This window comes from Actinomyces denticolens (assembly GCF_002072185.1).
In the GTDB taxonomy this organism is placed as follows: domain Bacteria; phylum Actinomycetota; class Actinomycetes; order Actinomycetales; family Actinomycetaceae; genus Actinomyces; species Actinomyces denticolens.
The window spans coordinates 1264-21839 of the sequence record NZ_MVIW01000025.1 but is presented as its reverse complement, the minus strand read 5'-3'; the positions used below and the strand labels follow the sequence as shown (position 1 = coordinate 21839).

At 71.5% G+C, this 20576-nt stretch carries 15 protein-coding genes and 1 tRNA gene; 11 read left to right on the top strand and 5 right to left on the bottom strand.

All coding sequences use genetic code 11. The features are described from left to right. Positions 1 to 2115, top strand: coding sequence for an ATP-dependent helicase (locus B1H55_RS08350; RefSeq protein ID WP_080461680.1), 2115 nt, complete (start codon positions 1 to 3; stop codon positions 2113 to 2115). Here B1H55_RS08350 and B1H55_RS08345 read toward each other — a convergent pair. Next, a complete protein-coding gene (locus B1H55_RS08345; RefSeq protein WP_077240382.1) occupies positions 2070 to 3050 on the bottom strand; it encodes a hypothetical protein in 981 nt (326 codons plus the stop codon). The two genes, B1H55_RS08350 and B1H55_RS08345, sit on opposite strands and share 46 nt — an antisense overlap. Positions 3051 to 3333: 283 nt before the next feature. Here B1H55_RS08345 and B1H55_RS08340 point away from each other — a divergent pair, with 283 nt between their 5' ends. Then, positions 3334 to 4878 (top strand): rhamnulokinase, encoded by a 1545-nt coding sequence (locus tag B1H55_RS08340; RefSeq protein ID WP_077240381.1) that lies wholly within the window; start codon positions 3334 to 3336, stop codon positions 4876 to 4878. A 112-nt stretch (positions 4879 to 4990) separates the two neighbouring features. On the opposite strand, the gene B1H55_RS08335 is transcribed toward B1H55_RS08340, so the two are convergent. After that, the gene (locus tag B1H55_RS08335) at positions 4991 to 6211 is read right to left on the bottom strand and encodes a YlbL family protein (RefSeq protein ID WP_240494183.1); all 1221 of its coding nucleotides are present in this window, start codon (positions 6209 to 6211) and stop codon (positions 4991 to 4993) included. Positions 6212 to 6400: 189 nt separating this feature from the next. Between B1H55_RS08335 and B1H55_RS08330 the strand changes: the two genes are divergently transcribed. Beyond that, positions 6401 to 7897 carry a zinc-dependent metalloprotease gene (locus tag B1H55_RS08330; protein ID WP_077240379.1) on the top strand — a complete coding sequence of 499 codons (1497 nt, stop codon included), beginning with the start codon at positions 6401 to 6403 and terminating at the stop codon, positions 7895 to 7897. Between the two features lie 36 nt (positions 7898 to 7933). Here B1H55_RS08330 and B1H55_RS08325 read toward each other — a convergent pair whose 3' ends face one another. After that, positions 7934 to 8542 (bottom strand): PPA1309 family protein, encoded by a 609-nt coding sequence (locus tag B1H55_RS08325; protein WP_073453898.1) that lies wholly within the window; start codon positions 8540 to 8542, stop codon positions 7934 to 7936. Positions 8543 to 8708: 166 nt separating this feature from the next. On the opposite strand from B1H55_RS08325, the gene B1H55_RS08320 reads away from it, so the two are divergent. The 8 genes from B1H55_RS08320 to B1H55_RS08285 all read left to right on the top strand — a co-directional run bounded on the left by B1H55_RS08320 (position 8709) and on the right by B1H55_RS08285 (position 19516). Further along, positions 8709 to 12107 (top strand): UPF0182 family membrane protein, encoded by a 3399-nt coding sequence (locus tag B1H55_RS08320; protein WP_077240907.1) that lies wholly within the window; start codon positions 8709 to 8711, stop codon positions 12105 to 12107. Between the two features lie 173 nt (positions 12108 to 12280). Beyond that, positions 12281 to 12354, top strand: a tRNA-Met gene (locus B1H55_RS08315). Between the two features lie 273 nt (positions 12355 to 12627). Continuing rightward, the gene (locus B1H55_RS08310) at positions 12628 to 13965 is read left to right on the top strand and encodes a sensor histidine kinase (protein WP_073453824.1); all 1338 of its coding nucleotides are present in this window, start codon (positions 12628 to 12630) and stop codon (positions 13963 to 13965) included. Continuing rightward, on the top strand, positions 13962 to 14678 hold the full coding sequence (locus B1H55_RS08305; protein WP_073453821.1) for a response regulator: 717 nt from the start codon (positions 13962 to 13964) through the stop codon (positions 14676 to 14678). Before B1H55_RS08310 ends, B1H55_RS08305 begins: the two co-directional genes overlap by 4 nt. Before the next feature lie 170 nt (positions 14679 to 14848). After that, complete coding sequence (gene fumC / locus B1H55_RS08300) at positions 14849 to 16273, top strand: class II fumarate hydratase (protein ID WP_077240378.1); 1425 nt, start codon at positions 14849 to 14851, stop codon at positions 16271 to 16273. 118 nt (positions 16274 to 16391) lie between these two features. Beyond that, positions 16392 to 17072 (top strand): DUF1345 domain-containing protein, encoded by a 681-nt coding sequence (locus tag B1H55_RS08295; RefSeq protein ID WP_231952846.1) that lies wholly within the window; start codon positions 16392 to 16394, stop codon positions 17070 to 17072. 165 nt (positions 17073 to 17237) lie between these two features. Continuing rightward, positions 17238 to 19034, top strand: coding sequence for a subtype A tannase (locus B1H55_RS08290; protein WP_077240376.1), 1797 nt, complete (start codon positions 17238 to 17240; stop codon positions 19032 to 19034). A 95-nt stretch (positions 19035 to 19129) separates the two neighbouring features. Next, complete coding sequence (locus tag B1H55_RS08285; protein WP_077240375.1) at positions 19130 to 19516, top strand: DUF1304 domain-containing protein; 387 nt, start codon at positions 19130 to 19132, stop codon at positions 19514 to 19516. 26 nt (positions 19517 to 19542) lie between these two features. On the opposite strand, the gene B1H55_RS08280 is transcribed toward B1H55_RS08285, so the two are convergent. Both B1H55_RS08280 and B1H55_RS13100 read right to left on the bottom strand, forming a co-directional pair. Continuing rightward, positions 19543 to 20310: a DeoR/GlpR family DNA-binding transcription regulator gene (locus B1H55_RS08280; RefSeq protein WP_073453812.1), complete on the bottom strand. Its 768-nt coding sequence runs from the start codon at positions 20308 to 20310 to the stop codon at positions 19543 to 19545. 48 nt (positions 20311 to 20358) lie between these two features. Beyond that, the coding region (locus tag B1H55_RS13100; RefSeq protein WP_205635516.1) for a hypothetical protein at positions 20359 to 20576 on the bottom strand (218 nt) is incomplete at its 5' end.

Below are 20576 nucleotides of genomic sequence, written 5' to 3'. Positions count from 1 at the left end.
ATGACCAAGCCCAGTCCCGCCCCCGACGCCCCCGGCCCCGTCCGGGCCGGGCGGCCGCCGACCCCCGCCCAGCTGCTCGACGCCCTCGACCCCGATCAACGCGCCGTCGCCGAGCACCTGGAGGGGGCGCTGTGCGTCCTGGCCGGCGCCGGCACCGGCAAGACCCGCGCCATCACCTACCGCATCGCCCACGGCGTCGCCGTCGGCGCCTACCACCCCCACCAGCTCCTCGCCCTCACCTTCACCAAGAAGGCCGCGGGCGAGCTGCGCAGCCGCCTGCGCGCGCTGGGCATCGAGGGCGCTCAGGCCCGCACCTTCCACTCCGCCGCCCTCAGTCAGCTCCGCTACTTCTGGCCCACCGCCATCGGCGGGCAGATCCTCCCCCTCCAGCCCGGCAAGGCCCCCCTCATCGCCGTCGCCGCCTCCCGCCTCGGCCTGGGAACGGACCGCGCCCTCATCCGGGACCTCGCCGCGGAGATCGAATGGGCCAAGGTCACCAACACCCTCCCCGAGGACTACGCCCAGGCCGCCACCGCGCGCGGGCGCGGCGCCGCCGGGCTCGACGCCGGCACCATCGCCTCCGTCCTCCACCTCTACGAGGAGGCCAAGAGCGAGCGCGGCGTCATCGACTTCGAGGACGTTCTGCTCATTCTCGCCGGCATCCTCGCCGAGCGGGAGGACATCGCCGCCCGCGTGAGGAGCCAGTACAAGCACTTCGTGGTCGACGAGTACCAGGACGTCTCCCCGATCCAGCAGCGCCTGCTGGACCTCTGGCTCGGGCGGCGCCGCCAGCTGTGCGTCGTCGGGGACGTCTCCCAGACCATCTACTCCTTCGCCGGCGCCACCCCGGACTTCCTCACCGGCTTCGCCTCCCGGTACGACGGCGCCCGCGTCATCCGCCTCAACCGCGACTACCGCTCCACCCCCCAGGTCGTCTCCCTGGCCAACCGGGTGCTCGCCCGCTCGCGGCGCGGCTCAGGGGCGCTGCGCCTGCCCGCCGGCGCCGTCGAGCTCGTCGCCCAGCGCCCCAGTGGCCCCGCCGTCCGCTTCGACTCCTACGAGGACGACACCGCCGAGGCCGCCGGCGTCGTCGAGCAGGTGGGCCGCCTCACCGCCTCCGGGGTGCCCCTGTCCGAGATCGCCGTCCTCTACCGCACCAACTCCCAATCCGAGGCCGTCGAGCAGGCCCTGGCCTCCGCCGGCATCGGCTACCTCGTGCGCGGTGGGGAGCGGTTCTTCGAGCGCGAGGAGGTCAAGCGCGCCATGGTGCTGCTGCGCGGCGCCGCCCGCACCGAGGCCGCCACCCTCACCGGGGACGTCGCCCGCGACGCCCGGGAGATCCTCGCCCGCGAGGGCTGGGCCGAGCAGCCCCCCGCCGCCCGCGGCGCCCAGCGTGAGCGCTGGGACTCCCTCAACGCCATCGTCTCCCTCGCGGACGAGCTCGCCCCCCGTCCCGGTTCCAGCCTCGACACCCTCATCGCCGAGCTCACCGAGCGCGCCGAGGCGCAGAACGCCCCCACGGTCGACGGCGTCACCCTGTCCTCCCTCCACGCCGCCAAGGGCCTCGAATGGGACGCGGTACTCCTCATCGGCGCCTGCGAGGGGCTCCTGCCGATCTCCCTGGCCGAGGGGCCCGCCGCCCTGGAGGAGGAGCGGCGCCTGCTCTACGTGGGCGTCACCCGCGCCCGTGAGCACCTCCTCATCTCCTACGCCCGCGCCCGTCACCCCGGGGGCCGCGCCTCCCGCCGCCACTCCCGCTTCCTCGACGGCATCTGGCCCACCGAGGCCGACGCCGATGGGGCCGGGGCTCGCCGTCGGGGGAGCGGCGACTCCTCGCCGCGCGCCCGCGCCAAGGAGGCCGCCGCCCTCTTCGAGCAGGAGAACGACCCGGCCACCATCGCCCTGTTCGAGGCCCTGCGCGCCTGGCGGGCCGAGGAGGCCAAGGGGCGCTCCGTGCCGGCCTACACGGTCTTCGCGGACACGACGCTGCGGTCCATCGCCGTCGTCAAACCGGGAACCCGCCAGCAGCTCGCCCTCATCCGCGGCGTGGGTCCGGTCAAGATCGAGGCCTACTCCGAGGCCGTCCTGGCCATCGTCCGCGAGCAGACCGGCTGAAGCGCCGCGCAGGCGCACTCTGGATGCGGCTGCCACCGTCGCTCCAGCCCCAGGGGCTCGGTCCCCGAGATCTCAAGGCTGCGGCCCGCCCATTGCCCCGGCCCGCCGGCCAGCACCTCCAGGACCGTCCTCGCCACGAGCCCCGCCGCCTGATGCGCCAGAAGCCGCTCGATGCGCGGCGCGGGCAGGCCCCGCTCCTGCGTGGCCACCGCCGGCCAACGCGGGTCGGCGTCCCGCTCATGCAGATCGAGGCACGCCGCGCACAGCTCCCGACCCGGTTCCAGGAGCGGGCCGACCCGCACGCTCACCTCCCGCACCACCACCGGCAGGTGCGGCGCGTCCGCCCGCGCCAGGCTCCGCGCCCGGACCGGGTCGATGAGATGCGGCTCCACGGTGAGCATCAGGTCGGGCAGCGCTCGCAGCGGGGCCCGGCGCGCCGTCGTCGGGAAGGACTCGCCCAGCGCGGCGTCGAGGGACGGGTCCTCGACCAGGATCGAGCCCACCCCGGCCTCGGCGAGGAGGGCGACGGCCTCACGGGCGATCACCCCCGGCGCCCCCTCATCGACGCGCCCCAGCACAGCCAGGCGGGCCTCGCCCAGGCGGCGGGCGCGCGCCGAGGCGCCGCCGGGGGAGCAGAGGCGCTCCCAGTACAGGACGTCGTCGGCGTCGCGCTCCGCGCTCGGGAGCGGGTCCTCGCAGAGCACTCCGCCCTCGCGCAGCATGCTCACGAGCTCATGGGCGCGGCGCAGAGGCAGGTCGGACAGGCGCGCCGAGCGGGACAGCGAGAGCCGGTCAGTGCCCTCATCGAGGCGGTCGATGAGGCGCTGCTCCGCCGCGCTCATCCCGCTCAGGACGACGGCGTTGCCCGCCTCGGCTCCGATCTGGCACTCGCCCGGGCCCCGCCACAGGACCGGGGCCGCTCCACGTAAGCGCATGACGATGCTCTCCTCACGGCCGCCTTGGGGAGGGGGACCGGCGAACCGGTGATGGGCGGCCTGGATCAGCCTCGCACTCCGGGAGGCACCGTGCCAGGGGGCCGGGCGGATCTGTGGAAAACCGCCCGGCGCCGCAGGCCGGGAACCGGTTTCGATGGCGTTTTCGACCGGTCTCGGCGAGGGGGCGGGGCGAGTCCTGGGACGGCGGGGCCGGCGTCGGGTACCTTGAGCGATGCCTCGGGCACCGTCGACGCCTCCCGGGGCGCCGAGCGCAGGAGGAGACATGACGAGCAGCGGGCCGATCCGCATCGGGGCCATCGACCTGGGGCCCTCCACAGGGAGGGTCATCGTGGGCACCATCGACGAGGGGCGCATCACCCTGACCGAGACCCGTCGCTTCCCGAACAGCGCGATCCCCCTCCCCACCCGGGCCGGCGAGCGCCTCTACTGGGACCTGCTGCGGCTGTGGAGCGAGATCCGCCAGGGCCTGCTCGCCGCCGTGCGCGACGTCGGGCCCCTGTCCGCCATCGGCGTGGACGCCTGGGGCATGGACTACGGCCTGGTCACCGGCGACGGCGTGCCGGCGGGCCTGGTCAGCGCCTACAACTCCACCAGGACCCAGGGCATGCCCGAGCGGCTCTTCGAGGCGATCCCGGCCAGTGAGCTCTATCGGATCAACGGGCTGCAGGTCCAGGAGTTCACCACCGTCTTCCAGCTCATGGCCGAGAACCGCGAAGGGGGCCTGCCCACCCCCGGCAACGGCCTGCCCTCCCGGACGCTGCTGCTCCTGCCCGACCTCATCACCTGCTGGCTCACCGGCTCCATGTACGCCGAGGTCACCAACGCCTCGACCACGGGGCTCGTCGACACCCGCACGCGCAGCTGGTCGCGCCCGCTCGTCGAGCGCCTGCGCACCGAGATGGGCCTCGACCTGGCGGGACTCCTGCCCGAGACGATCGAGCCCGGCACCATCGTCGGGCCCGTGCGCCGGGACGCCCTGGAGGTCTTCGGCCCCGACGGCGCCCCCACGCCCGTGGTCGCCGTCGGCTCGAACGACACCGCCTCCGCCGTCGTCGCCGTCCCGGCCGAGAACGAGGACATCGCCTACATCTCCTGCGGCACGTGGTCCGTCGTCGGCCTCGAGCTCGACAGGGCCGTGCTCACCGAGGCCTCGCGGCGCGCGAACTTCTCCAACGAACTGGGCGTGGACGGCACGGTGCGCTACCTCAAGAGCGTCATGGGCCTGTGGGTGCTCGACGAGGCGGTGCGCGCCTGGGGGGAGCAGGGCCTCGAGGTCTCCCTGGCCGAGCTCGACGCCGCCGCCGAGGCCAGTGAGCCTCTGCGCACGGTGGTCGATATCGATGACCGGATCTTCGTGGCCCCCGGTGATATGGCCGCCCGCATCGACGACGCCGCCCGGGCCACCGGCCAGCCGCGGCCGCGCAGCATCGGCGAGTACGCGCGCTGCGTCAATGAGTCCCTCGCCCTGGCCTACCGGCGGGCGGTGAGGGAGGCCGCGGCCCTGTCCGGCAAGCGGGTGGGCGCGCTGCACCTGGTCGGCGGGGGAGTGCGCAACCGCCTCCTGTGCCAGCTCGCGGCCGATGCCACCGGGCTGCCCGTCGTCGCCGGCCCGGTGGAGGCCACGGCCCTGGGCAGCATCGTCGTGGCCGCCAGGGGCGCCGGGCTCATCAGCGGCGACCTCGCCCAGCTGCGAGAGCTGGTGCGCGCCTCCTCGGATATCACCCGGTACGCGCCTGACCCGGCGGCGGCGCCGGCCTGGGACGGCGTCGAGCGCCGGCTCTTCGGGGAGCTCCAGCCCCGGCCGTGAACCACAAGGCCGGCTACGGGCCGGGCCGCGGTGGCCCGCCTCAGGCGCCTGTGGAGAGGGAACCGGTCTCGGTGACGTTTTCGACCGGTCTCGGCGAGGGGGAGGGGGTGGGCTAGCGGGTGGCGGCCGTCCGACAGCTAGTCAGGGCGGAGGTGTCGTCGGCGGCGATGCCCTCGGCGGCCTGCACCGCCTCATGCAGGTTGGAAACCGCGTAGACCTCCATGCCCTCGGGCTCATGGCCCAGGACATCCCCGCAGTTGCCCGCGGGGGCGAGGAAGTAGCGCGACCCGGCGTCGGAGGCGCCCGCCATCTTCTGGGCGATGCCGCCGATGGGGCCGATCGTTCCGTCGGAGGAGATCGTCCCCGTGCCGGCGATGTCCTTGCCGCCGGTGAGATCCCCCGGAGTGATCTTGTCGATGATGCCGAGGGCGAACATCGATCCGGCACTCGGCCCGCCCACGTCCGACAGGGAGAAAGTGGCGCTGACGTCCGAGTTCGCGCGCACATCGAGCATGACGCCCAGGAGTGAGCCCTCGCGGCCGGAGTCCCGCCCCGGATCGAGGGTCGCCATCGTCAGGGTGACGTCCTGCCCCTCCCTGCTGACGACCACCTGGACCTCGGTGCCCGGCGCGATGGTCGTCATGAGCTCCTGAAGCTGGGCGTAAGTGGCCGGGGAGGTCGTCGTCCCGCCCACGGGGGTGACCGAGCGGATGACATCCCCGGCCGCGAACACGCCGTCGCCCCGCTCGTCCGAGGTCCCCCGCACGGTGAGGACCATCGAGTCCGCCAGCCCGGTCTCCAGGAGCGCCGCTGTCACCGCGGCGTCCTGCGAACTCGTCATCTGGGCCTGCTCCACCTCGTGCTGCTGCTCGGCGGTGACGCTCTCGGGGCAGACCTGATCGCGGTCGAGCACGATCTCATCCGGATCCAGCCAGGCGCGGATGACGTCCAGCGCGGTCACCGGGTAGCCCGGGCAGCCGGAGACGGCCACCGTGGTCATCCGCAGCGCGCCCTGCGCGCCGTGGGTCTCGGCACCGGAGATGCTGATGAGATCGGTGGACCGGCCCTCGGACTGGACGGTGCCGAGCACGTTCCAGGTGCGCCCCGGGCTCTCGATGACCTTCGGCACGGGGATCGTCGCCGCCGCGATGAAAGCCAGGATCCCCAGTGCCATCCCGGCCAGGAGCCAGCGCCACGGGTGGGCGATGCGCGGGCGGCGCCCGGCAGCGGCCTCAGGGGCGGCCCCCGCGTCCAGAGCCGCGGCGGTCGGTGCGTCGGCGGGCGAGCCGGGGGCGGGGAGCGTCGGGTCGGGATGCTCGGTCACGGGCCCCATCATGGCCCACGGGGCAGCGCCACGCCCACCCGCCCCGTCCCATTCCGTCATCGCGCTGCGGGCGAAGCGCGTTCCCGGCGCGCAGGCGCCCATGGCACGATCGTCCTGTGCCCCGCGGGCGCTCCTTCTGCGCCCGCCTCCCGGCACCGCCCCGACGTCAGCCAGTCACCACCGCCAGGGAGGAACCCCATGAGCGAGGACCCCTTCGAGACCCTTGAGGAGCTCCTCTCCGCGATCCTCGGGCCGCAGACCGCGCGCGACGCCGTCGCCGCCCTGCGATCCTCCGGCATCGACCCCGAGCAGCTCGCCTCGATGGGCGGGATGGAGGAGCTCGCGCGCATGAGCCCCGGGCAGGCCATGGCGATGCGCGCACAGCTGTCCCAGATGTTCGCCGCCTCCTCAACCGAGCCCGTCAACTGGACCATGGGGCGTGACCTCGCCCTCCAGCGGGCGCGCGAGGGCGGGGACCCCACCGTCACGGCCGGGCAGGCCCAGGCCGTCCGCCAGGCCCTGACCGTCGCCGATCTCTGGCTGGACACCGCCACCGAGCTCATGCCGGCCCCCGGCGGGCGCGAGGCATGGAGCCGCGATGCCTGGGTCACTCGCACCATGCCCGTGTGGAAGGACGTCTGCGCGCCCGTCGCCCAGGCCGCCACTCGCGCCCTCTCCGAGGCCCTGACCCACCAGATTCGGAACATGGGCGAGGCCGTGGGGGACGAGGCGGTGGGTGAGGCCGCCAAGCAGGTCGGCGCTCTGGAGGCGATCATGCGCACCATGGCCGGCGCCGCCTTCGGCATGCAACTCGGCCACGCCATCGGGCAGCTCGCGCAGGAGGCCGTCGCCTCCACCGAGGTCGGCCTGCCGCTGACCCGCGAGCCCGGTACCGCTCTCCTCCCCGCCAATATCAGTGCCTTCGCCGCCGAGCTGGAGGAGGACGAGGAGGAGGTGCGGATGTTCTTCGCCGTGCGGGAGGCCGCCACCGCGCGCCTCTACGCGCACGTCCCCTGGCTGCGCGGGCAGGTCATGAGCGCCGTTGAGGCCTACGCCCGCGGCATCGCCATCGACACCGACGCCGTCGAGGCCGCCGTGGTGCAGGTGGACCCGCATGACCCCGAGGCGATCCAGGCCGCCCTGGCCGGGGGGATGTTCTCCCCGCAGTCCAGCCCCGAGCAGCTCGAGGCCCTCGGCCGTCTCGAGACCCTCCTGGCCCTCATCGAGGGCTGGGTGCAGGTGGTCACCGAGCGGGCCATCGCCCCGCATCTGCTGCGAGGCATGGCGCTGGCCGAGATGATGCGGCGCCGCCGTGCCGCCGGGGGGCCGGCCGAGCAGGTCTTCGCCCAGCTCATCGGGTTGGAATTCCGACCCCGGCTCGCCCGCGAGGCGGCCGATCTGTGGCGGCGCATCGGCGCGGAGGCCGGCGACGCCGAGCGCGACGCCTTCTGGCAGCACCCCGACGTCATGCCCACCGCCTCCGAGCTCGCCCACCCCGAGGACTTCCTGACGATGCGGCAGGCGGACAAGGACATGGACGCCGAGATGGACGCCGATCTCGCCTCACTGCTCGACGGCACCCTGGGCTACACCGACGCCGCCCGCGAGGCGGACAGGGCCGATCAGGGCGGACGCGGGCAGCGGGACGAGGACCCCGACTCGGGCGGCCCCGGGGCTCCCGGCGAGGAGGACTGAGACGCCGAGCCCCGGCGCCCGGGGTCCGGACGAGGCTCAGATGAAGGTGGCCCGCAGGGCCTCCGCCAGCCCCGGCACCAGGTCGGGGCCCTGGGCGACCATGGCGGGGGAGTCCTGGGAGCGGGCGCGCACCGCGCACCACGCCTCATTGGAGCGCAGAGCCCCGACGACGACGCGCACCTCCTCGCGATCCGGCCGGCTCTCCAAGTAAGCCAGTTGCTCGGCCTCGTCCTCGATCGCGGCGGCCTCCGCCTCCGCCTCCGCCGGCAGGATGATGCGCTCAGCGGACACGGCCACGCCGTCGACGCTCATCGGCCAGGCCAGCTGGGTCAGCAGGTCCTCCAGCGTGGACGAGGGCGGCAGGTCCTCCTGCTCGACGAGCATGAGCGACTCCGGGTTCTTCCTCGCCCCCTCCACGGCGCCGGGGTCCAGGAGGTCGGCCAGGGAGGGGTCGGCCCGGAGAGCCGTCGAGGTGCGCACCAGCGCGAAGACCGCTACGGGGGTGTCCCAGCCCCGCTTCGCCATGTGCTCCTCGAGCTCCATGACAGCATCGGCCAGGGCGACGTGGCGCGGCGAGCCGAGCGCGAGGCGGCGCGCGGTCCCAGTGGCGGACGGGTTCTCCCCAGGGGCGGTCGACTGCGTCATGCGCCTATCCTCGCATCCTCCTCCCCATTCCCCCGGCCGATCCCGGTGCCGACCGGCGCGTCCCGCTTTGATCGCCGTCTCGCGCCTATGGGACCATGGGGTCCGGGCGCCTCGGCGCCGACCAGTCCGCGCGAGGGTCGCGCGGCACCAGTGACGGAGCGTGATCGTGAACAACAGGTCCGACGACGATCCCATCGAGCAGCCAGATCCCGACCGGCCCGAGGACGCGCCCCGGACCCCGTCCGAGGGCACCGGGGAGCCGGAGGGGTCGAAGGGGCCGAGGAAGTCCGGGGGCTCAGCGGGTTCCGCCGATGAGCCCAGCAAGGAGGACCGCGTCCGCTCGGGGATGTTCTTCGAGGGCGACGCCGCTTTCCTGCGCCACCTCGGCGATGCCCTCAAGGCCCATGACCCCGGCCCGTCGGACGATGACGGGGACGGGGGCTCCCGCGGTGGAAGCGGCGGCTCCGGGGGCTCTGATGACAATGGCGGGCGCGACGGGGGCCGTGCCCACCGGCCCTCCAGCGGCGCCGCCCCCTCCCGGCGCCCGGGACCGCTCTCCCTGACGATCGGCATCCTGGCCGGGGCGGCGGCGCTCATCGGCTTCCTCTCGCGCTCGTGGACGGAGGTCCTCTGGTTCAACCAGTTGGGCTACCAGCGGGTCTTCTGGACTCACTGGGCCAGCGCGGGGGCGCTGTTCGTCGTCGGGTTCGTCATCATGTTCCTGGCCACCGGCGGCGCGATGGCCGCGGCCTACCGCGCCCGCGAGATCGAGGTCCCGACCGACGAGGCCACCCGCAACCTGGAGGCCTACCGCACGCTCATCGAGCCCTTCCGCCGGCGCCTGGCCTGGCTCATCCCGGCGGTCCTGGCGCTGGCCGGCGCGGCCTGGGAGCTCGCGCCCAAGTGGCAGCAGTTCCTCCTGGCCTTCAACGCCGAGCCCTTCGGGGTGACCGACCCGCAGTTCGGCATGGACATCTCCTTCTACGTCTTCATCCTGCCGGTGCTCACCGCGGTGGTCGGCTTCCTCATCCGCGTGGTCATCTTCGCGGGCCTGGCGAGCGTGGCCGTCCACTACCTCTACGGCGGGATCGCGGTGGCGCGCGCCCAGCACGTCACCCGCGCCGCGCGCATCCACCTCACCGGTTTCATGGCGGCCCTCAGCCTCCTGCTGGGCGCGCGCTACTGGCTGACCCGCTACACCTCGCTGTACTCCTCGAACTCCAGATTCGACGGCGCCGCCTACACCGACGTCAACGCGGTCCTGCCCGCCCAGGCGATCCTGGCGGCCATCGCCGTCGTCGTCGCGGTGCTGTTCATCGCCTCGATCCGTTCCAGCTCGTGGCGGCTGCCCATCATCGGCGTCGTCGTCATGGTGGCCTCGGCCCTGGTCATCGGTACCGGCTACCCGGTGGTCATCCAGCGCTTCGTCGTCGAGCCCAACGCGCAGCGCGAGGAGTCGGAGTACATCGGCCGCAACATCAACGCCACGCTGGCCGCCTACGGCCTGGGGGACGCCAGCCTGTCCGCCTATGACGCCAAGACCACGGCAGAGCCGGGCCAGCTGCTGGAGGACGCGGAGTCGACGGCGTCGATCCGCCTGCTCGACCCGGGCCAGATCTCGCCGACCTTCCGCCAGGTCCAGCAGAACAAGCAGTACTACTCCTTCCAGCCCCGCCTGAACGTCGACCGCTACCAGATCAACGGCAGCAGCCGGGACACGGTCATCGCGGTGCGCGAGCTCAACCTCAACGGCATCGGGCAGGATCAGAGGACCTGGATCAACGATCACACCGTGTACACCCACGGCTACGGCGTCGTCACTGCCTACGGCAACACGGTGGCCTCCGACGGCAGCCCCGCGTTCTGGGAGGGCGGCATCCCCTCCCAGGGCGATCTGGGCTCCTACGAGCCGCGCATCTACTTCGGCCAGTCCTCCCCCGAGTACTCGATCGTCGGCGGGGACGACGGCGGCAGCCCCCGCGAGCTCGACTACCCCGACGACACCGCCCCCAACGGCCAGGTGAACTCGACCTTCGCCGGTGACGGGGGCCCGAGCGTGTCCAACTACTGGAACCGGTTGCTGTACGCGGTGAAGTTCCAGGAGATGAACCTCCTGTTCTCCAAGGAGGTCCGGGAGGGCTCCCAGATCCTGTACGACCGCAATCCCGCCGAGCGCGTCGCGAAGGTCGCCCCCTGGCTCACGCTGGACGGCAACCCCTATCCGGCCGTCGTGGATGATGACGACGACCCCTCGACCCCCAAGCGCGTCCTGTGGATCCTCGACGGCTACACGACGACGAACAACTACCCGTACTCCCAGCACGACTCCCTCACGGCGGCCACCGGGTCGAGCGACCTGGTGAGAGCGCCCGAGGAATCGAACTACGTGCGCAACTCCGTCAAGGCGGTCGTCGACGCCTACGACGGCTCGGTGCGCCTGTTCGAGTGGGACCAGGACGACCCGATCCTCAAGGCCTGGTCCAAGGTGCTCCCCGGCACGGTGACGCCGATGAGTCAGATGAGCGCCGACCTCATGGCGCACATGCGCTACCCGGAGGACCTGTTCAAGGTGCAGCGCTCCATCATGTCGAAGTACCACGTTCAGGACCCGGCCAGCTTCTACTCCGGCGGCGACTTCTGGCAGGTCCCCGACGACCCGACCCGGGACGCCGACCCGAACAGGCAGGGCGAGTCCCCGCAGGACCCCTACTACTTGAGCCTGAAGATGCCGGACCAGGACGCGGCGAGCTTCTCCCTGTCCAGCGTCTTCATCTTCCCCGGGCGCACGGTGCTCACGGCCTTCATGGCGGTGGACTCCGAGACCTCCTCCGGCCAGCCGGGGGTGCGCAACCCGAACTACGGCAAGATACGCGTCCTCGAGCTGCCCCGATCCTCGAACATCCCGGGGCCCGGTCAGGTCCAGGGCAACTTCAACTCCTACAACGAGGCCTCGACGGTGCTCAACCTGCTGTCCCAGCAGGGCTCCCAGGTGATCAAGGGGAACCTCTTGACCCTCCCGGTGGGGGGCGGCCTGCTGTACGTCCAGCCGGTGTACGTCCAGTCGTCCTCGGGCACGCAGTACCCGCTGCTGCGCAAGGTGCTGGTGTCCTTCGGCGACAAGGTGGGCTTCGCGGACAGCCTGTCCGGCGCGCTCGACCAGGTCTTCGGCGGCGACTCCGGGGCCACGACGGGCCAGGAGAAGGTCGATGGCGATACGGCCGCCGCCAATGACACCTCGACGGCCCCCATCGACTCCGGTGGGGCGGATGCGGGCGCGCCCGCCGCGGATCCCTCAGCGGCGGCGACGCCCGCGCCGACGGCCGCTCCGAGCTCCCCGGCGACGACGGCGCCCGCCCCGCCCGCGCCCAGCGCCTCCGCGGCCGGCTCGACCGGCGATCCGGCGACGGACCTCCAGACCGCCCTCGCCGACGCGCAGACGGCGATGACCGATGCGGACAAGGCGCTCAAGGCCGGCGACTGGACGGCCTACGGCGACGCGCAGAAGCGCCTCGATTCGGCGATCTCCCGGGCCGTTGACGCCCAGGGGAAGCTGAACGGCAAGTAGGGGCGCCGGGGGGTCGGCCGGGCGCGCCCGCCCGACCGACCCCCGCGCCGCTCGCGGCCCGGTGCTGCTGGAGGCCCGGGCGGTCTGCGGTCCGGCCGCGCTCCTGGTGAGGAAGGGCACGCTCTGGCGGCTTGAAGGCGGGCGCGGGCGCGGGCTAGAGTTCTACTCGCCGACGCGGGGTGGAGCAGTTCGGTAGCTCGCCGGGCTCATAACCCGGAGGTCGCAGGTTCGAATCCTGTCCCCGCTACGAGACCGGAGGCCCCGGCACCAGCAGGTGCCGGGGCCTTCTGCTGCCCGGGCACGTACGGAGCCGGCACCCACGAGCCGTCGGCGGCGCGTTCCGCACCGGGCCGGTACTGACCGGTGCCGTTCCCGCCCACCGGTGCGGGCAGGACGCACCGGTGGGCGCAAACGGCACCACCCGGTGGGAACGGCGTCAGTCGGCGCAGCCCTTGCCCCATACTGCGCCTCATACCGTGGCCTGAGGCCGCCGCCGCGCCCTCCACGTACGGTTGCCCCCATGAACAAGGCGATCGCGAGGCTGCGCGCCCAGGTTGATCCCGTCGGCCTGGCACTGGTCCTCCTCATCCTATGGAGCAGCAGCAGCCCCGCCGGCGTGCCCAGGGCCATCCCCCCGCTCAGCGGCGCCGGGCGCAGCATCTACCTCGGGCTGCTCGTCGTGTGCTCGGCGGCGCTCGTGGTCAGACGCCGCCATCCCCTGGCCTTCGTGCTCGTCAGCGGGCTGGCGATGACCGCGCATGCCGCCGCGTTCACGCAGATCTCCACCTTCGCCGTCGTCATCACCCTCATCGCCACCATCACCACCCAATCCCGCCTCGTCGCGCCCTGGCGCTGGGCGCTGCTCGGGTCCGTCTACGTCGGAGTCGGCCTCGAGGTGCTCCTCGCGGCGCACGGCCTCAGGCTCCGGGATCGTCTCGACCCCACGGGCTACGGGCCCCTCTACTGGTACATCCTGCTCGGCTCGTCCTGGACCGTCATCACGCTCGCCGCCTTCATCGGCGATGCCCGGCGCCGCCGTCGCGAGCGCTACGAGCGGGCCATCGAGCGGGCGGCCGTCCTCGAGGCCCAGCAGGACGCCGAGAGGCGACTGGCGGTCTCCGCCGAGCGCAACCGCATCGCCCGAGGCGTGCACGACGCCGTCGGGCACTCCCTGTCCGCGATCGCCATGCAGGCCGAGGGCGCCCGGGCCGTCATGGTGGCGGACCCCGAAGCGGCCAGTGAAGCGCTCGCGGTGATCGGTCGGACCTCCCGGGCATCCATCGAGGAGGTCAGGGCCCTGCTGGAGGTCCTGCGCGATGATGACTCCCCGGCCACCATCGCCTCCGCCGCGCCGGATCCCGGCGAGTCCGCGGCAGCGGTGGGCTCGTCGGCGGGCGGGACTCCCGCAGCGCCCGCGCCAGTGGGACCGCTCGCGGTGGGCGCCCAGGCCCCCGGCGGCGGCCCGAGCCTGCTCGGCATCATCCAGGAGGCCCGGCTCGCAGGGCTCCCCGTGGCGCTGAGCTTGACCACCCAGTGCGAGGCGCCGACGAGCGCGGCCGACGTGCTGGCCCGCGTCACCCGCGAGTCCCTGGCCAATATCCTGCGTCACGCGCCCGGCGCCGCCACTCGGATCCAGATGCGGGTGACCGGCTCCGAGTGCGCGGTTGAGGTCGTCAACGACGCGGGCGGCCCGGACGAGGGCCCGGGAAGCGGCCTCGGCCTGTCGGGGATGCGTCAGCGCGTCGAGGCACTCGGCGGTAGCCTCAGCGCGGGACCGAGGCCCGAGGGCGGATGGCGCGTCGCCGTCCGACTGCCCGCAGACCCGGCGAGCACGGCGGTGGGGGAGGAGCAGACATGATCCGCGTGGGACTGGCCGACGACGAGCGGCTCATCACGGCCGGCCTGGCCATGATCCTGGGAGCCCAGGAGGACATCGAGGTCGCCTGGCAGGCGGTCGACGGCGCCGACGCGCTGCGCCGCTGCACGGCCGACCCCGTGGATATCGTCCTCATGGACGTGCAGATGCCGGTCATGAACGGGTTGGAGGCCACGAGCGCATTCGTCGCCGGGGGCCATCCTGGCCGCATCATCATCCTGACCACCTTCGACACTGATGGCTACGTGCTCGGCGCGATCGACGCCGGGGCCGCCGGATTCCTCCTCAAGTCGACGCCGCCCGAGCAGATCATGGCCGCGATCCGCACCGTGCACTCGGGGGACTCCGTCATCTCGCCCGGCCCCACGCGCAGGCTCCTGAGCGCGATGCGGGACGGCCGGGCTCCGGGCGCAGGCTCGGCGGTCGCCCCCGGGACGCCGGGCGGGGCGGGAACCGCTGCGGCGCCGTCGTCCCTCCCCGCCGGGGTGACCGAGCGGGAGCGGGAGATCCTCGGCCTCATCGCCCTGGGCCTGACCAATCAGGAGATCTGCGACCGCCTGTGGCTGTCCATGGCCACGGTCAAGACGCATGTCTCGCATCTGCTGGCCAAGACCGGCAGCCGCGACCGCGTCCAACTGGTCCTCCTCGCCCTGCGAACCGGTCTGGTGGACCTGGGCAACGTGCTCGCCGGCTAGCCGGGCGCCACCGAGGACAGCCCCCGCGCCACCGCGCGGGCCATCGCCCCTGACCGGGTGATCCCCTCGCCCGGCCCTCCTGGCGGCTCGGCTGCCCACCGGCGATCACCAGGTCCTGCGGGACGTGAGTCCGCGGGTGCGTGGGTCCGCTTTTCGCTAGCCTTGGGACTATGACAACTGAGAAGCCCGGCGCGACGACGCGCACAGAGACCGACTCCATGGGGACCATCGAGGTCGCCTCCGACCGCTACTGGGGCGCCCAGACCGAGCGCTCCCTGCACAACTTCGACATCGGCCGCAACACCTTCGTGTGGGGCCGCCCGATGGTCCGCGCCCTCGGCGTGCTCAAGAAGTCAGCCGCCCTGGCCAACGCCGAGCTCGGCGAGCTCCCCCAGGACATCGCCGACCTCATCGCCGCCGCCGGGGACGAGGTCATCGCCGGCAGGCTCGACGACCACTTCCCGCTCGTCGTCTTCCAGACCGGCTCGGGCACCCAGTCCAACATGAACTCCAACGAGGTCATCTCCAACCGCGCCATTGAGCTGGCCGGCGGGCAGATGGGTTCCAAGACCCCCGTCCACCCCAACGACCACGTCAACCGCGGCCAGTCCTCCAACGACACCTTCCCCACGGCCATGCACATCGCCGTGGTCAGCGAGTTGCAGGACATGTACCCGCGCGTCGCCCAGCTGCGCGACACCCTGGCCAAGAAGTCTGAGGAGTACAAGGACGTCGTCATGGTGGGCCGCACCCACCTCCAGGACGCCACCCCCATCACCCTGGGCCAGGTCATCTCCGGGTGGGTCGCCCAGATCGACTTCGCGCTCGACGGCATCCGCTACGCCGACTCGCGCGCCCGCGAGCTCGCCATCGGCGGCACCGCCGTCGGCACCGGCCTCAACGCCCACCCCGAGTTCGGCAAGCTGTGCGCCGCCAAGATCAGCGAGGAGACCGGCATCGAGTTCACCCAGGCCGCCAACCTCTTCGCGGCCCTGGGCGCCCACGACGCCCTCGTCCTGGTCTCCGGCGCTCTGCGCGTGCTCGCCGACGCCCTCATGAAGATCGCCAACGACGTGCGCTGGTACGCCTCTGGCCCGCGCAACGGCATCGGCGAGCTGCTCATCCCCGAGAACGAGCCCGGCTCCTCGATCATGCCCGGCAAGGTCAACCCCACCCAGTGCGAGGCCATGACCATGGTGGCTGTCCAGGTCTTCGGCAACGACGCGGCCGTCGGCTTTGCCGGCTCCCAGGGCAACTTCCAGCTCAACGTCTTCAAGCCCGTCATGGCATGGAACGTCCTGGAGTCCATCCGCCTGCTCGGCGACGCCTGCGTCTCCTTCGACACCAACTGCGCCTACGGCATCGAGCCCAACGCCGAGCGGATCGAGGCCAACCTGGAGACCAACCTCATGCAGGTCACCGCCCTCAACCGCCACATCGGTTACGACAAGGCCTCCAAGATCGCCAAGAACGCGCACCACAAGGGCCTGTCCCTGCGTGAGTCCGCCCTGGAGCTCGGCTTCGTCACCGCCGAGGAGTTCGACAAGTGGGTCGTTCCCATGGACATGACGCACCCCAGCGTCGCTGAGGACTGAGTCTCGGACCGCTTTGCCAGTCGACGACGGCGCTGCCCGCCTCCGTATCAGGCGGGCAGCGCCGTCGTGCGAGGCAGTGGTGTCAGGCGCCGTGGCCTTCGCATGGCAGACTGTGCCCATGACACGATCCGGCGCTGTAGGGCTCATTGTGGAGACCCTGCTCGTTGTCCTGGGAGCGGCGACGGTTTTCGGCGGCGACACCACCATCGCCTTCTACTCCGTGATCGCCTGGCCCCTCTTGGCACTGGTCTACGTCGCCGTGGTTCTGGGCGCGGCCTGGAGGCGTCGCACCGTTCCGGACGACGATGGCACTCGGAAACCCGCGTTGAGGCTGAGCCGATGGATGATCGTCCTGCTGGGGCTGACTCCGGCTACTGCAGCCTTCATGGGAGTTCTCGGGGCACTCCTCGAGCTGAGTCTGCAGGAAGGGCCGATGACGAATCTGCCCACGATTGTGGGAACCGAGCGAGAGGAGGCCTTGGCGCTGGTCCGGAAGGTTATCAAACTCACCACCGTTCTCATGGCGATCCTGGGCTGGTCGCTCCTCCACCTCAGCTACGCCCGCCACTATGAGCGTCTTAACCGTATCCACGGCCCGGCCTTCGCCTTCCCCGGAACCAAGGATCCCGAGCTGACCGACTACGTCTACTTCGCCATGACCATCGGGACCACCTTCGCCACTTCCGACGTCAATGTCACCTCCCGTCGTCTGCGCTGGACGGTGACCGTCCACTCGGTCCTGGCCTTCTTCTACAATGCCATCGTCATGGCGATCGCCTTCAAGCTCATCACCGACTAACCCTGCCAGACCTGTGCGTCCGCCGACACGGCGAGGCCCTGACGCGTCACGTACTCACAGAGACGGCACAGACGCGCCACAGGGCGCTCCTCGCCTTAGAGTGATGTGCTGGTCGCGTACGACGACACAGTCAGGCACGCCCGGAGGCGTGCCGGAGGGAGATGCATGAACCTGCCACGACGCACCATCCTGACCACTCTGCCCGCCACGGCGGGACTCCTGGGACTAGGGGCCTGCTCCGCCGGGGGCGCCGCCTCGCAGGCCTCCGCCGCGACGTCATCGCGGGCCCACACCGACTCGAAACTGGCGCTGGACAAGGCGGCCTGGCGTTATGACGCCACGGGCGACGTCTACTACCAGCTGGGCCTGAGCTACGTGGCCACGCCCCAGGCCTCCGACTACGAGACGCTGGGCATCTACGTACCCGGGGCCTATCTCAGCGCGATCGACAACGGCAACGGCACCTACACCGCCACCGTCAACGCCTCCGGCGCCGTCGGCGGCTTCACGGCCGCCACCGCCCCGACCGTCTTCCCGGTCAATACCCCGGGCTACTCCGCCCAGAAGCCGCCCACCGAGTACTCCTACGACACCGTCAAGGCCTACATGGAGGCCGGCTTCATCTACATCCACGCGGGCCTTCGCGGCAAGGACTCCAACTCCCAGACCTACTCCGGCAACGCGCCCTGGGGCGTCACCGACCTCAAGGCCGCCGTGCGCTACCGGCGCTACAACGCGGCCTCCGTTCCCGGTGACGCCGCCAAGGTCTACGTCTTCGGGCACAGCGGGGGAGGGGCCCAGAGCGCCGTCGCCGGGGCCTCGGGCGACAGCGGACTGTTCGCCCCCTACCTGGCCGCCCTGGGCGCCGCCACCACCGACGCTGACGGCAAGGCCCTGTCCGACGCCGTCGCCGGAGCCATGTGCTGGTGCCCCATCACCACCCTGGACAGTGCCAACGCCGCCTACGAGTGGAACATGGGGCAGTTCGCCTCCTCCGGCACCCGGGCCGAGGGCACCTGGACGAGGGCCTACTCCCAGGACCTCGCGGCCGCCTTCCCGACCTACCTCAACGCGCTGAAGCTCACCGACTCCGACGGCAGGCCGCTGAGCCTGGAGCCCTCCTCCAAGGGCACCTACCTGGCGGGCTCCTACTACGACCACCTCGTGGCGGTCATTCAGAGGTCCCTCAACGACTTCCTGGCGGCCACCACCTTCCCCTACACGCCCTCGTCCACCGAGATGGCCGGGATGGGACCCGGCGGCGGTGGCGCCACCTCCGGCGGCGCACCCGCGGGCGGCGGAGCGGATGGTCAGTCCAGCAGCGAGTCCGTCACCTACAACACGGTGGAGGAGTACATCGCGTCTCTCAACTCCTCCGCGCAGTGGGTCACCTACGATGCGTCCACGAACACCGCGACGATCACCGGCCTCGAGGGCTTCGTCACCTCCCAGAAGAACGCCTCCAAGGACGTGGGGGCCTTCGACGGCGTCGACCGTGCCCAGACCGAGAACCTCGTCATGGGCTCAGGCGAGAACAAGCTGCACTTCTCCTCCTCCAGCCGCGAGGTCATCTCCAAGGGGCAGTCGAGGTACTCGTCCCTGAGCGGATGGAGCGAGGACTACGGCATCTCCGCCTACGAGACGGACCTGGCCACGAAGGACTCGGTCGGCACCGACATGGTGACGCGCGTATCGATGTACGACCCCCTCTACTACCTCACCCAGGGCTCCAAGGGCCGCGGCACCTCCACCGTCGCCCCGGCCTGGCGTATCCGCACCGGCATCACCCAGGGCGACACCGCCTCCACCGTGGAGGTCAATCTCGTCCTGGCGCTCCAGCAGGCCGGAGCCGGCAGCGTCGACTTCGCGACCATCTGGGGCCAGGGGCACACGATGGCCGAGCTGACCGGAACCGGGGAGGAGAACTTCATCGCCTGGGTCGCTCAGCGGGCCGGAGCCTGAGCAGGGCAGGCCCCAGGAACGAGCCCGGGGAATAAAGGCGCCGCCAGGTCGGTTGAGGGGGCCGGTTCCCGTCCGCTCTCACGAATCGAGTCCGCATGCTGACTGTCGCCATGGTCTTCGCCGTCCTGGCCGCCGCCCTCCATGTCCTCATCTTCTACATGGAGTCCATCGCCTGGGAGGGGGAGCTTGCCCGTAAGACCTTCGGCGGCACCCCCGAGGAGGCCCGGCCCCACGCCTTCTACGCCTTCAACCAGGGCTTCTACAACCTCTTCCTCGCACTCCAGGCACTCATCGGGGTGGTCCTGGTAGCGATGGGACACCTGGCGATCGGTGCGTCCCTAGTCCTGGCCGGCACCGGGGCGATGATGGCGGCGGCCATCGTCCTGGCTCTGGCATCGGCGCCCCATCGCGCCGCTGCTGCCAAGCAGGGAGCCTTCCCGCTGCTCGCCGTCGTCCTTACCACTGCGGCGCTGCTCGGCTGAGCCGACCTCAACGCGGTTCGTCGCACTCAGTCACACAGCACGACGTCGACCCCGGCCCCTCGTAGCTCATCGAGGGTGTCGGGGTCGATCTGGCTGGTCGTCAGCAGCGTGTCGAGGTCCTCGAGGCGGCCGAAGCGGTAGGTGTTGGTCTGGGTGATCTTGCTCGGTGCGGTCGGCAGGATGCGCCGGGTGGAGGAGGCCATGATGGCGCGCTTGACCATGGCGTCGTCGGACTCCATGACCGTCAGGCCGTCGTGGACGGAGACGGCGCAGGTCGACAGCACGGCGACGTCGGCCCGGAAGGCCCGTACGGCATCGACGGCCTCGGCGGAGAACAGGGAGAGAGACTCGGGATCGATCGGGCCGCCCGCGATCGTGACGGTTGCGCCACGCACCGAGGCAAGTGCGGCTCCTGCACCCAGGGACAGGCACAGGACGCGGATGTCGCGGCCAGCCAGCTGTTCCGCCACCATCTCGCAGGTCGTGCCGGAGTCCATGATGACCGCCTCGCCATCGTCGATAAGCTCTGCGGTGGCCTGCGCCAGGCGTCGCTTGATCTCCACATCCTGCCTGCGACGCATCGCCGCCGGGCGGGCCGCGCCGCGTCGAGGGGCGCGCAGGGCCCCGCCGTGGACCCGGGTGACCAGGCCCTCGTGGGCGAGCTCGGTCAGGTCTCGGCGGATCGTCACCACTGAGACTCCGGTCAGTCGGGAGAGCGCTTGAACACTGTGGGGCGTGGTGGGGCTCAGGACCCTCAGGATGGCGCGGCGCCTCTCGTTCGGCGTATCAGTCATTCTTCCCCGCAATGCAGACGCCAAGATGATCGTTTTGCTCTGTAACGATCAATGACGATGATCGTATGCTCCTCTATCGTGAAGGTCAACGGCAAGGCGGGTAGCCAATCCGTCGAAATGACTAAGAAAAGCCGTCGTTGACAAGATGATCGTTTGGTCTTTGACGGCGTCTGACTCATCAGAAAGGGAATGATCATGCCGCACCTCGACCACGTCGCCATCTGGGTCGCCGACCTCGACGAGGCCCGTGACTTCTACTCCCACTG

Bases quoted from the DNA above. Each gene is read 5' to 3' on its own strand.
- B1H55_RS08285 (WP_077240375.1), top strand. From the start codon at position 19,130: ATGCTGACTGTCGCCATGGTCTTCGCCGTCCTGGCCGCCGCCCTCCAT.
- B1H55_RS08325 (WP_073453898.1), bottom strand. From the start codon at position 8,542: ATGACGCAGTCGACCGCCCCTGGGGAGAACCCGTCCGCCACTGGGACC.
- B1H55_RS08305 (WP_073453821.1), top strand. From the start codon at position 13,962: ATGATCCGCGTGGGACTGGCCGACGACGAGCGGCTCATCACGGCCGGC.
- B1H55_RS08335 (WP_240494183.1), bottom strand. From the start codon at position 6,211: ATGGGGCCCGTGACCGAGCATCCCGACCCGACGCTCCCCGCCCCCGGC.
- B1H55_RS08310 (WP_073453824.1), top strand. From the start codon at position 12,628: ATGAACAAGGCGATCGCGAGGCTGCGCGCCCAGGTTGATCCCGTCGGC.
- B1H55_RS08340 (WP_077240381.1), top strand. From the start codon at position 3,334: ATGACGAGCAGCGGGCCGATCCGCATCGGGGCCATCGACCTGGGGCCC.
- B1H55_RS08350 (WP_080461680.1), top strand. From the start codon at position 1: ATGACCAAGCCCAGTCCCGCCCCCGACGCCCCCGGCCCCGTCCGGGCC.
- B1H55_RS08295 (WP_231952846.1), top strand. From the start codon at position 16,392: ATGACACGATCCGGCGCTGTAGGGCTCATTGTGGAGACCCTGCTCGTT.
- B1H55_RS08345 (WP_077240382.1), bottom strand. From the start codon at position 3,050: ATGCGCTTACGTGGAGCGGCCCCGGTCCTGTGGCGGGGCCCGGGCGAG.
- fumC (WP_077240378.1), top strand. From the start codon at position 14,849: ATGACAACTGAGAAGCCCGGCGCGACGACGCGCACAGAGACCGACTCC.
- B1H55_RS08330 (WP_077240379.1), top strand. From the start codon at position 6,401: ATGAGCGAGGACCCCTTCGAGACCCTTGAGGAGCTCCTCTCCGCGATC.
- B1H55_RS08280 (WP_073453812.1), bottom strand. From the start codon at position 20,310: ATGACTGATACGCCGAACGAGAGGCGCCGCGCCATCCTGAGGGTCCTG.
- B1H55_RS08290 (WP_077240376.1), top strand. From the start codon at position 17,238: ATGAACCTGCCACGACGCACCATCCTGACCACTCTGCCCGCCACGGCG.